Origin of the sequence: Acinetobacter sp. UBA5934 (genome assembly GCF_002430855.1) — a bacterium.
Taxonomy (GTDB): Bacteria; Pseudomonadota; Gammaproteobacteria; order Pseudomonadales; family Moraxellaceae; genus Acinetobacter.
The window spans coordinates 1-11,042 of record NZ_DJDC01000181.1 but is presented as its reverse complement, the minus strand read 5'-3'; the positions used below and the strand labels follow the sequence as shown (position 1 = coordinate 11,042).

The window sequence follows — 11,042 nt, the reverse complement described above, 5'->3', positions numbered from 1 at the left end:
ACGTCAAACTCCATCGATTCACGTTCGATGTGTTCCATGTAGGACTCCTCATATTATTAGACGGTGGCAACCGCGATTGTTTAATCCGGTGCTGCCATGAGCGTTCTGTATACCCCGACACAATTTTAATATCGTGTCTTTTATATTGTGGGCTAGTATAGTTTTAAACCTCGATCTAGCCAATTGGCTGAATCATATTATTTTTCCGTCAACAGGGTCTTTAGTTATGATTAACCAAAACAATTCACCAAACTCGACGAAAAAAGTATCTACTTCCGATGATAAAAATTTAATAGACATTGCACAATACTTAAAAGATGCACAGCCGGGTCACAAAAGGTCAATTCCCCCTTTAGAGCAATGGCATCCAAAGCTATGTGGGGCAATGGATTTAAAGGTAAAAGCCAATGGAGAATGGTGGCACGAAGGTCAATTGATCAAGCGTCAGGCCATGATTGACCTGTTCTCTAGTGTACTCTGGAAAGAGGAAGGTAAGTTCTATTTAAAGACCCCTGTTGAGCAGATTGAAATTGAAGTTGAAGATGAACCTTTATTTGTCAATCAGGTAGATCAGGTCGAGATTGAAGGTAAACGCTATATCCAGCTCACTACAACCACCCAAGACATTGTAATTGTGGACCAGGAACATCCTGTTTTTATGCGTGAATATGCAAGTGAATTGCGTCCTTATGTACATGTGCGTTTTGGTATTAATGCCTTAATTCAACGGTCTGCTTTTTTTCACTTAATTGAAATGGGACAGCTGCTTGAAAATGATAAAAATGAAACCATTTTAAGCTTACAAAGTGGCGATTTTTACTTGCAATTAGGCACCTGAGGTTTAAGCTTTGATGTTCCAATTCCTTGAACTGCTGAAAGTGAAACTATGACAGCCATTCATCCTATTTATCCTTTAATCGACCCTATGCCTCAGGCACAAGCTGATGCGCCCATCGGGATTTTTGATTCTGGAATAGGTGGTTTGTCTATCGCGCAAGAAATTGCCCGACATTTACCCAAAGAACGTATTGTTTACTACGCCGATACTGCGCATGTGCCTTATGGGCCGCGTAAGGATCAGGAGATTCGTGAACTTACCGCGCAAGCCATCGAATGGCTGTATCGTCAGGGCTGTAAAGTCGCAGTCGTTGCATGCAATACCGCTTCTGCATTTAGTCTGGATTATTTACGAGATTATTATGGAGAAAATTTTCCTATTATTGGTCTGGTGCCTGCACTGAAACCGGCGGTATTGCAAAGTAAATCCAAAACTGTGGCGGTGCTTGCCACGCCTGCAACCTTTCGTGGTCAGCTGATTAAAGACGTGATCCAGCGTTTTGCATTACCTGCCAATGTAAAAGTCATTCCGGTTACCTGTCTGGATTTGGTGCCTTTTGTAGAAAGTGGCGCACAGATGAGTAAGGCGTGTTTAACGACTTTACAGGAAGTTTTACAGCCTGCGGTAAATCAGGGTGCCGATTATTTAGTTTTGGGTTGCACACATTATCCCTTCCTAAAACCTGCAATTCAGTCTATATTTGGTCAGAAACTGACATTAATTGACTCTGGACTGGCAGTTGCGAGACAAACAGCCCGTATTTTGATCAAAAATCAATTATTATTTGAGCAAGATCAAAATAATGGCTTACGTATCGAGTGCCATGTCAGTGGCAATAATGCAGAAAAGTTAAAAACTGTGCTGCAATACCTGATTCAAGATGATTTGACTTGGGATATTCGCAATATTGGTGTTGAATAAATAAAGAAATGCAGCTAGTCTTTTGAAATATATTAAAAAAATATTTATTCGGGGTTGCTGAGTTATATTGTGATTGCTCAGAAATGTATCAGTCGGGATGTAATAGGCAATTGGAAGAGGATAACCAATGCTCGATAAGCGTTATCAGGTTTTTATTTCTACTTCTGGCAGTGAAATGCAGCCAGAACGTATTGTTTTAGCTCAAACTTTAGTGGGCATGGGTTTCTTTTCTTGGGGATTAGAACAACGAACGCCATTAAGTACCGCATTTGCACGTCGTCAGATTGATGATTGTGACTACGTGGTGTTGCTGGTGGGCAGTCAATATGGTGAACAATCTGTCTCAGGTGTTGGTTATATGCATCTGGAATATATTTATGCTGTCACCAAACAAAAACCGATTATTGTGTTTATGCATGAGGACCCCGCATCACGCGATGAGTCTTTACATGATCAAAAACCTGAATTACGTGAAAAATTTCTAGAATTCCGCAAATTATTACAGCAAGAAGTCGATCAGATTTTTACTTACCGCAGCATCCGTGATTTGGAAATGGCAGTACGCTTTAACATGCCACAAATGCTGGAACGCTATCCGGTAACGGGATGGGTTCGACCGCAAAACACTCAGGCTTTACACGATGAGATTGATCAACTGAAAGCCAAAATTGAACAGCTTGAAACCGAAGTAGGGAAACGGGAAGTAGACCCGTTCCTGTCTTTGCCGAAAGTGTCCATGCATGAACTGTTTTCTTTTGAATATCGCATGCATGCCTACCAGGACGGTAATTTTAAAGAACTGAAGATTCAGAAAAAACTTACCTGGGCGCAGCTGTTGTCTATTTTGGGCACCATGTTTAAAAACCCAACTCCAGAAGAATATTTTTCCAAATGCATCAATGATTATTTGAATGATACAGGTCTGGACGATGCTCGGGCGGAAATGCCACGTGCACATGCCGTTGCCCGTGCACAAATTAATATTCGTGCCTTACACAGCATTAAAATGCAAATGCGTCAAAATGACTGGATTGTCCAGTCAGGCCGAGATGACCGTCAACGGATGCTCTGGCAATTGACCCCTAAAGGACAGAAGCTACTCGAAAGTAATTTGCTGGATAATGATCGCGTTTTTCAATTTAAATCTGCGTTTTAATCCATATAGAGAAAGTGCAGAAAGCTGTTAAAGTAAAGCAGTTTATTTATCTTGGAAGGATTTGATGTCTTCTGCACCTAAAACGAAAGTCACTATTATTTTGGCCAATTTGGGTACGCCGGACCAGCCAACGGTTGCTGCAGTTCGGCGGTTTCTGAAGCAGTTTCTGTCCGATCAGCGTGTCATTGAAATCCCGAAACCAATCTGGCAAGTCATTTTACGACTTTTTATTTTACCTTTTCGTCCCAAGCGTGTGGCGCATGCCTATGAAATGGTCTGGCAGCAAGATTCACCCATGCGTGAAATATTGTTGCAGCAAGTGGCTGCGGTCAAAACTGCCCTGACTAAGCAATATCCTGAATTTGAATTAAACGTGATTCCAGCCATGACTTATGGCAACCCGGGCATTCAGGCTGTATTGAATAGCTTGTCACAAGATCCGCAAGACCAGATTATTTTATTGCCTTTATTTCCCCAGTATTCAGCCACCTCCACCGCACCTTTGTATGATGCCGTTGCAAAATGGATTTTGACACAGCGCAACTTGCCAGGTCTGTCCATTATTCGTGATTATTATCAGCATCCTGCATTTATTCAGGCCTTAGCGCAAAGCGTACGTGACTATCAGGCCCAACATGGTCAGCCAGAAAAACTGTTGATGTCATTTCATGGAATTCCACAGCCGTATGCCGATAAAGGCGATCCTTATGCAGAACGCTGTCGTATTACGGCACAATTATTGGCAGATGCGTTAGGTTTATCAAAGGATCAATGGGCTATCAGTTTCCAGTCCCGTTTTGGAAAACAGGAGTGGATTAAACCCTATACCGATGTTTTGCTGGAAGAGTGGGGCAAGCAAGGGGTGAAATCGGTTCAGGTGATGAGTCCCGCCTTTTCAGCAGACTGTCTGGAAACCCTAGAAGAGCTTGCGATTCAAAATGCTGAATTATTTAAGTTGGCAGGTGGGGAGCAATATAGTTATATTCCGGCATTAAATGCCCGTGATGATCATATCGCATTGCTCACAACTTTGCTTCACGCTAATCTTGATGCATTAACCCATACATTAGCCCACTAATTTCAGCGAGGTTCTCCCTATGTTACAAGTCAAAATTGTGCCTGTTACGGCATTTCAGCAAAACTGTTCGATTGTGTGGGATGCCGATAGTAAAGAAGCCATTTTGATTGATGCGGGTGGTGAGCCTGAAAAATTAAAAGCCGAAGTGGGGGCTTTAGGGCTAAATGTGAAAGCTTTATGGTTAACCCATGGGCATCTGGATCATGCCGGAGCGGTGGGTGCTTTAAGTAAAGTGTGGGATGTGCCGGTGATTGGTCCGCATAAGGAAGATGCTTTTTGGCTCGACATGATTCAAGAGGTGTCGCAACGTTATGGCTTTCCTATTCCAGAAAAAGTTTCAGTCAGCCAGTGGTTGGAAGGGGGCGAAATCTTGAAGCTGGGAGAGGAAGAATTTGAGGTGCGTTTTGCTCCGGGCCATACCCCGGGTCATGTGATGTTTTATAATAAAAACTATGGCCTGTTATGGACAGGAGATGTGTTGTTTAAAGGATCAATTGGACGCACTGATTTTCCACGTGGTAATCATCAACAGTTGCTGGATTCCATTCAACGTGAATGTTTTAGTTTGCCGGATGAAACGCAATTTATTTCCGGTCATGGTCCCTTAAGTACTATTGGTTTTGAAAAACAGCATAATCCTTTCGTTGCAGGTAAAGCAGGTTAATATCTTTTTGTAAAAGATTGATGAGTTCATTTCATCAATCTTCACGAAAGGGCCCACTGCGCAGCTGTTTTAATTCCAGAGCAATGATAATGGCGGCAGAAATAAATAAAATGCCGATCGCGATAATAATGACATCATGAGTATAAATGCCGAAAATCAAGCCAATAATACTGAGGCTGAGAAACAGAAAAAATAAAATTCTTAAGCACCAGAGACCCATGGAGCTCTCCTTTTTTTATAATTTTTAAGATTTATAGTTGTTAATTTTTATCTTTATTACACTTTAGGGCTGAGATGCATCACTTTTAAACTGTTGAGTAAGTAAAACAAATTTTATTGGTATTTTTATAGACTCATTATAGTTTAAATAGTGAGCGCCGGTTATGCTTTTTATGTATAAAGGAGAAAAATTTAACATTTAGAAGAGATATTTTTTAATCGTTTTTTTTAGATAAATTTTTATTACGTATTGAAAAAAATAAAAACAAATTTAATACAGAGTTATAGACAAATTAACTTTTCCATTATAAAAAAGTTGATGTAAGTCACGTGATTTATAATTTATTCTTTTTGGGGTAGCTGGTGAAGCTCATATTAATAAAAATAGTGCTGTTTATATTCCATTTTTTCATGCTGGCATGTTTAGGTATAGGTTTTTATGGCCACGATGTTTTAATTGAATCGATTGGTATTCTTTTGTTTTTCTGTATTGTTCTTTTGGGCTTGGAGTATAAAAACATGCTTTCCAATCCTTTTGGTTAAGGTGGATTAAAGCATTTTCTCCACCTTTGGATGAGTTTTTACGGCTGATCAAGCAAAAGATTAAAAATCATCTTGTTCGCCACTATTTTCTGCCTGTGGTGAATCTTGAGTCGGCAGTTTATATTCATCATTGGCCCAAGCGCCCAGATCAATCATTTTGCAACGTTCTGAACAAAAAGGACGAAATTCATTGCCTTCCCAAGTGGTCGGTTTGCCACAGCGTGGACACGGAAAAGTACGGGACATCTTATTCTCCGAATAAAAATATGGATTCAATTAGGCAAATACAGTCGCTCTTGCTAGACTTGAGCGGATTTTTATTAGTTTGATCTGATTATGCCAATTCGTCAATTTCAAGCACAGCGTATGCATGCGCCTCGTGATTTTCAAATGATTAGCCCAGATCCCATTTGTGTGGAAATTGGTGCCGGTAAAGGTAAACATGCCTTGCTGTTTTCAGCTCAAAATCCTGAAAAAAAATTGATTGCCATTGAGCGTACACGTGAAAAATATCTGGCCATGCAAAAACAGCATGCCCTAGAAGGACAAACGAATTTACAAGCAATTCATGCCGATGCCATGCCTTGGATTGTGCATGCGCTATTGCCTGCTCAGGTTGAACAGTTTTTTATTCTCTATCCGAATCCTGAACCGCACAATCCGGCCCAGCGCTGGTTAAACATGCCATTTTTTGAGTTTCTCCTGTCACGCTTACAGCCAAGTGGAACAGTGACTTTGGCCAGCAATATTCCTGAATATATCGAAGAAGCCCAGCAACAATTAATTAATGTCTGGAAATTACCTTTTATTAAAGAAGTGATTCCAGGCACATCGGCACGTACCCATTTTGAAATTAAGTATCTGGAACGTGGGGAGTTGTGCCAGCAACTGATCATCAGCAAGCCGGAAGGCTACAGTACGCGCTTTGATGATTTTAAGCCTTTACAAGGCCAGAATCCGGTTCAAGCCGTAACATCAGAAACTGATATTAAAAACGCTGAATGAGTGGTTTATGAAAAAGCGTGTTGCAATTATTGGGGCAGGTCCCGCAGGGTTAATGGCTGCAGAAGTCTTGAGCCAAGATGGCTATGAGATTCATGTTTATGAACAAAAGCCGTCTGCTGCACGCAAGTTTTTGATGGCGGGTAAAACCGGACTGAATATTTCCCATGCCGAGCCTATTGAGCAGTTTATTCAGCGTTATGATCAGGCGGAATGGCTGGCTCCTTGGGTAAAAAAATGGGATGCCCAATGGATTCAGCAATGGATGACGGGTTTGGGGATTGCATCCTATATCGGCTCCTCAGGACGGGTGTTCCCGGTAGAAATGAAAGCTGCCCCTTTGCTGCGTGCCTGGCTAAAACGTCTGGCTGAACAGGGGGTGATATTTCACTATCGTCATCAGGTCGTGAATTTAAAAGATCGGCAACTGTGTATTCGGGATTTAAAAAACCAGCAAGACCAGCAACAGGATTTTGATGCGATTATTATGGCGTGTGGCGCGGTATCCTGGTCGCAACTGGGGAGCGATGGTGCATGGCAGCAATGGTTGCTTGCGCATGACATTGAAGCTTTTCAAGCCAGTAATGCCGGGGTAGAACGTGCCTGGTCCAGGTTCATGCAACCGGTCTTTGGTCAGCCGCTAAAACGTGTGGAAGCTTGGGTAGAGGGTCAAGCCAAAACCATGGGTGATATTGTGATTACCCACTATGGTCTGGAAAGTGGTCTGGTTTATAAGCAGGGACGGGCATTACGTCAGCAGCAAAAAAATGGTCAGGTCATGCAGTTGTATCTGGATTTGCTTCCCGAGCAAAGCATGGAGCAATTGGCGAAAAAATTACAGCCCGGTAAAAAGCAGTCACTAAGTAATGTCTGGCGTAAGGCGGGACTGGATGTAGCCAAAGCCAATCTGGTGCGTGAACTGGTTGCGAAAGACTTATGGAACGATGCACTGGCTTTAGCCGAGCAGATCAAACATCTGCCTGTTGCTTTAACAGGATTCCGTCCTATAGAAGAAGCGATTAGCTGTGCCGGTGGCGTAAAACGCGATGTTTTGTCGGAACAATTACAATTAAAGTCCAACCCGCATGTGTTCTGTTGTGGAGAAATGCTGGATTGGGATGCGCCGACCGGTGGTTATCTGTTAACGGCATGTTTTGCTACCGGTCGTGCTGCAGCTGAGGGCGTGCATGCCTATCTGGCTGCGCAAAAATAAGAGCAAGTCATGAGGCAGGTTTTGAACTGCGATTTAAAACCTGCTAAGTTACAGATTCAATCCTTATAAAAAATGCAGCAGTTATGTCTGAACAAAAGCGATATACAGGAAGTTGTTTGTGTGGCGGTTTGCGCTACGAAATTCGAGGCGAAATTGGCGATATCGTGCAGTGCCATTGCCAGCGCTGCCGTAAAGCCAATGGCAGTGCTTTTGCCACCAACGCCCCAATTCGAAAAGCCGATTTTCACATTGTGCAAGGGGAACATTTACTGAAAAAGTTTCAGTCCACCGAAACCACCTAGCGTTGTTTCTGTAGTGATTGTGGCTCACCCATCATCAGTATTAAAACCGAAACGCCTGATCTGTATCGTTTGAGAATTGGGACGCTGGATACGCCGTTGCAGCAAAAGCCGACTCAACATATTTTTGTAGCATCAAAAGCAGAGTGGGATAGCATTTGCGATGGCTTACCACAGCATGACGAAAGGCCATAAAGTATTGATCTACAGATAAAGAGATCAGATGATCTCTTTTTTATTTACCAAATTTTAGTAGCCAGATAGAGTGCTCTCGGATTTAGCTGCTTCAGCTTTTTTTGTTACCGCTTGGTTCATTTCCGGATATTGTGATTGCCAGTGTTCCAATTGTTCCTGAGCATGCAGGAATTCGCCCAGGCCTTTGACTTGGGCCGCTGAATTTTTAACAGGTTCTACTTTTTCATCTTTATTTTCATCATAAAATTTGGCCTGATTCTGCCAGTATTCTGCAATCAAGCCCTGAATATAGCGTCCCTGTTGGGTTTTTAAATCCAGCTCTTTGAGCATGGTTAAAGCCGAGTAAATATTGTCGCGTTTACGGTTATGTGCGAATTCATCAGTGAGTGAACCTTGATCCTCCATTTTCACCAGTTCATCTTCCATTTCGTCACTCATTTCGCTGAAACGCTTGTCGAAGTCGGTCAGTAAGGCAATATCATGCTGATCATCCGGAGTTTGCGGGAAGGTTTTTACCGGTTCGGTAATCAGCTCCTGCATGACCTTGTCTTCAAGTTCAATCTTGTCGCTTTGCGATACCGTATCTTGCTTACGATCACAGGCACTCATCAGTACACTTGAGCACAGTAAAACGGGTAAACCAAAATGTTTGAATTGAAGTTTTATCATGATGGTTCCTTTATTTCTGATCAATTTTTTTAAAATCATAGGCATAGGTCACATAAGGAAATGCGATTTCATCTTGAGGATGCTTGCCTGTGTACTTTAAAACGATCTGTTCAAATTCAGTTTTTAACTGCTGCTGTTGCTGTTCTGACATTGCAGCAATAAAACTGGTAGAGAGCAATCGTTTAGAGACGACCTGCTCTACAGTGCCAACATGCTGCTGCTGAAAGGTTTGGGTCTGTTCTAATTGAAACAGCGCTTGCTGTTCAAAGACCTTTTTCCATTCACCGCTATGATAACGCGGGGTATTGCCTTCCAAAGGCTGAATACGGTCAGCCAGCGCTTTGATCCAGTCCACCTGAACATCACGCTGATTCCAGATTAAGGCCAGATGCCCTGAGGGTTTCAAGACTTGATGAATTTGCTTGAGCGTTTCAAGATTGGCAAACCAGTGAAAGGATTGTGCACACAGCACAGCATCTATACTATGGGCGGGTAAAGGAAGATATTCACTGGACGCCTGTAACGTTTCAATGTCAGGATAGGCCTGTTGTAACTGTGCCAGCATAGCCTGAATGGGTTCAATGGCAATGATGTGTGAAGTCAGTTGTTTTAAGTAAGGTAAGAATTTGCCAGTACCTGAACCCAGATCAATCACCTGCGACTGTTCACTCAATTGGAGCTGGTCACGTAGCCAATTGACGATGTCTTGTGGATAACTCGGGCGAACTTGTTGATAAAGTTCAGCGGCAGAACCGAAGCCTTTTTGAGCAGCAGGATGAAGTGATTGTGTCATATTTTGCGCTTTTTAATCTTCTGGGCATCTATAAAATAACATAGTCGCTTTTCGTAAATAGGCAAGGTGTCTATTTGTAGTATTGATTCTGATATAGGGCCGATTTGCTTCGGTGTGGAAATGGATAAACACATTATTTTTGAAGACGAACAAATTCGTGCAATCTTTCTTAAAGGCTCATCGGATGAACTGATTTTTTCTTTTGGCGATTTAATTACCCGGGCCAAAGGACTATCGATTAATGCGGAAAAATCACTGCATAAATATAACTTTAACGTAATTGGCATCATGCCGAAGCAGAAATCCTGGTTTCCTGAAAGTTCGATGCGCGAGATGTTTGCCCAGATTCAGGAACTGATTGCGCCGTTCAAAACCCGGATTGGTTATGGCGGTTCAATGGGCGGATATGCGGTCATCAAATATTCCAACCTGCTCGATTTAAAGCGTGTGGTCGCATTAGTGCCCCAGTATTCCATCGATCCTGAAGATGTCGAAGACCTGCGCTATAACATGTTCTTCCATCCTGAACATAATGCCAATATGCGCATTCTGCCACAGGATGTTGCAGCTGAACGTGAGTATATCGTGGTCTATGACCCTTATTGTGCGGAAGACCGTGCGCATTATTTAAAACTTGAACAGGTACTGCCAGAAATTCAGACCCTGAATCTGCCTTTTACCGGGCACGATGCCATTGCGGTACTGGCCAGTTCAGAGTTGCTGCATGACTTTTTACTGCATAAGTTTGATGCCAGCTATTTTTATCGCAAAATCCGTCAGGTGAAAAAAAACAGCAAGTTCTATTATCGCAAAGTGATTGAGAACCTGCTGCCCCGACATCGCAATGCCTTGGGTTCGATTCTGGTCAATAATGATTTGCAGCTGGACAGCCAGTTTTTTGATGCCAAGTTAAAGCACAATTTACTCAGGGAATTGCTGCGCAACAAACAGGTCAGTCATCAAGATTTACTGAAACTGGGCATACAGGTCAATTTACCGCAGGAAAACCGTAGCCAGTTATTGGACTGTTTTGGTCATGGACTGGTATTTAATGTGATTAGTCAGAAGATTGAAAGTTATGCTGCCAGTGCCATCGCCCTGAATCATAAATTTCTGATTCCAATTTTTGCCAAAGGCAGTGGATTGGTACAGATTTCAATGAATGATGAGCGTTTTGTGGTGGCCATGAATGACCGGCAAGTGATGAAGCTGTTCAAGGAACAAGACGCTTTAACAGTCGGTATGCATCCACTGGTGATCAAAAAATATAGTGATTTTTATCTGCTCAGTTATAAGCATTTAAACTTGAGCAATAACGAATATGGCAGCCATCAGTTTGTGGAAGATACTCCGGAAACGGCGCAGTTTATAACCCAACCTGAACAGGTATCTGCACTTTAGCAGACTTGCTCAGGGTTGAGCATGCACAGGGATGTGTTTTCATTTTGCTCA

General features: G+C 42.4%; 12 protein-coding genes and 1 pseudogene. 9 read left to right on the top strand and 4 right to left on the bottom strand.

Going from position 1 to position 11,042, the window contains the following annotated elements:
- Positions 1-226 precede the first annotated feature (226 nt).
- The 5 genes from B2Y23_RS13205 to B2Y23_RS13185 all read left to right on the top strand — a co-directional run bounded on the left by B2Y23_RS13205 (position 227) and on the right by B2Y23_RS13185 (position 4,657).
- A complete protein-coding gene (locus tag B2Y23_RS13205; RefSeq protein ID WP_291355653.1) occupies positions 227-838 on the top strand; it encodes a DUF1285 domain-containing protein in 612 nt (203 codons plus the stop codon).
- 48 nt (positions 839-886) lie between these two features.
- A complete protein-coding gene (gene murI / locus B2Y23_RS13200; protein WP_291355651.1) occupies positions 887-1,759 on the top strand; it encodes a glutamate racemase in 873 nt (290 codons plus the stop codon).
- Positions 1,760-1,886: 127 nt separating this feature from the next.
- Entirely contained in the window at positions 1,887-2,915 is a 1,029-nt protein-coding gene (locus tag B2Y23_RS13195; protein WP_291371307.1) for a DUF4062 domain-containing protein, read from the top strand.
- Positions 2,916-2,979: 64 nt separating this feature from the next.
- Positions 2,980-3,993, top strand: a complete 1,014-nt coding sequence (hemH, locus tag B2Y23_RS13190) for a ferrochelatase (protein ID WP_291371305.1) — start codon at positions 2,980-2,982, stop codon at positions 3,991-3,993.
- 19 nt (positions 3,994-4,012) lie between these two features.
- Positions 4,013-4,657, top strand: coding sequence for an MBL fold metallo-hydrolase (locus tag B2Y23_RS13185; protein WP_291371303.1), 645 nt, complete (start codon positions 4,013-4,015; stop codon positions 4,655-4,657).
- A gap of 34 nt (positions 4,658-4,691) precedes the next feature.
- Here the strand turns inward: B2Y23_RS13185 and B2Y23_RS13180 are convergent, their stop codons facing one another.
- Positions 4,692-4,877: a hypothetical protein gene (locus tag B2Y23_RS13180; protein WP_291371301.1), complete on the bottom strand. Its 186-nt coding sequence runs from the start codon at positions 4,875-4,877 to the stop codon at positions 4,692-4,694.
- Positions 4,878-5,479: 602 nt separating this feature from the next.
- Complete coding sequence (locus tag B2Y23_RS13175; RefSeq protein WP_291355642.1) at positions 5,480-5,665, bottom strand: DNA gyrase inhibitor YacG; 186 nt, start codon at positions 5,663-5,665, stop codon at positions 5,480-5,482.
- An 84-nt stretch (positions 5,666-5,749) separates the two neighbouring features.
- On the opposite strand from B2Y23_RS13175, the gene B2Y23_RS13170 reads away from it, so the two are divergent.
- From B2Y23_RS13170 to B2Y23_RS13160, 3 genes and pseudogenes are all read left to right on the top strand, one after another.
- Positions 5,750-6,424: an SAM-dependent methyltransferase gene (locus B2Y23_RS13170; RefSeq protein ID WP_291371309.1), complete on the top strand. Its 675-nt coding sequence runs from the start codon at positions 5,750-5,752 to the stop codon at positions 6,422-6,424.
- A 7-nt stretch (positions 6,425-6,431) separates the two neighbouring features.
- Positions 6,432-7,634: a TIGR03862 family flavoprotein gene (locus tag B2Y23_RS13165; protein WP_291371299.1), complete on the top strand. Its 1,203-nt coding sequence runs from the start codon at positions 6,432-6,434 to the stop codon at positions 7,632-7,634.
- An 83-nt stretch (positions 7,635-7,717) separates the two neighbouring features.
- A pseudogene (locus B2Y23_RS13160) lies at positions 7,718-8,128 on the top strand (GFA family protein).
- A 54-nt stretch (positions 8,129-8,182) separates the two neighbouring features.
- Here B2Y23_RS13160 and B2Y23_RS13155 read toward each other — a convergent pair.
- Together B2Y23_RS13155 and B2Y23_RS13150 are read right to left on the bottom strand one after the other, a co-directional pair.
- Complete coding sequence (locus B2Y23_RS13155) at positions 8,183-8,797, bottom strand: hypothetical protein (RefSeq protein WP_291371297.1); 615 nt, start codon at positions 8,795-8,797, stop codon at positions 8,183-8,185.
- Positions 8,798-8,807: 10 nt separating this feature from the next.
- On the bottom strand, positions 8,808-9,590 hold the full coding sequence (locus B2Y23_RS13150; RefSeq protein ID WP_291371295.1) for a class I SAM-dependent methyltransferase: 783 nt from the start codon (positions 9,588-9,590) through the stop codon (positions 8,808-8,810).
- A 120-nt stretch (positions 9,591-9,710) separates the two neighbouring features.
- Here B2Y23_RS13150 and B2Y23_RS13145 point away from each other — a divergent pair, with 120 nt between their 5' ends.
- Entirely contained in the window at positions 9,711-10,991 is a 1,281-nt protein-coding gene (locus tag B2Y23_RS13145) for a hypothetical protein (RefSeq protein ID WP_291371293.1), read from the top strand.
- The last annotated feature ends 51 nt before the right edge of the window (positions 10,992-11,042 follow it).

Coding starts and splice junctions, on each gene's coding strand:
- B2Y23_RS13205 (WP_291355653.1), top strand. CDS start 227: ATGATTAACCAAAACAATTCACCAAACTCGACGAAAAAAGTATCTACT.
- murI (WP_291355651.1), top strand. CDS start 887: ATGACAGCCATTCATCCTATTTATCCTTTAATCGACCCTATGCCTCAG.
- B2Y23_RS13195 (WP_291371307.1), top strand. CDS start 1,887: ATGCTCGATAAGCGTTATCAGGTTTTTATTTCTACTTCTGGCAGTGAA.
- hemH (WP_291371305.1), top strand. CDS start 2,980: ATGTCTTCTGCACCTAAAACGAAAGTCACTATTATTTTGGCCAATTTG.
- B2Y23_RS13185 (WP_291371303.1), top strand. CDS start 4,013: ATGTTACAAGTCAAAATTGTGCCTGTTACGGCATTTCAGCAAAACTGT.
- B2Y23_RS13180 (WP_291371301.1), bottom strand. CDS start 4,877: ATGGGTCTCTGGTGCTTAAGAATTTTATTTTTTCTGTTTCTCAGCCTC.
- B2Y23_RS13175 (WP_291355642.1), bottom strand. CDS start 5,665: ATGTCCCGTACTTTTCCGTGTCCACGCTGTGGCAAACCGACCACTTGG.
- B2Y23_RS13165 (WP_291371299.1), top strand. CDS start 6,432: ATGAAAAAGCGTGTTGCAATTATTGGGGCAGGTCCCGCAGGGTTAATG.
- B2Y23_RS13155 (WP_291371297.1), bottom strand. CDS start 8,797: ATGATAAAACTTCAATTCAAACATTTTGGTTTACCCGTTTTACTGTGC.
- B2Y23_RS13150 (WP_291371295.1), bottom strand. CDS start 9,590: ATGACACAATCACTTCATCCTGCTGCTCAAAAAGGCTTCGGTTCTGCC.
- B2Y23_RS13145 (WP_291371293.1), top strand. CDS start 9,711: ATGGATAAACACATTATTTTTGAAGACGAACAAATTCGTGCAATCTTT.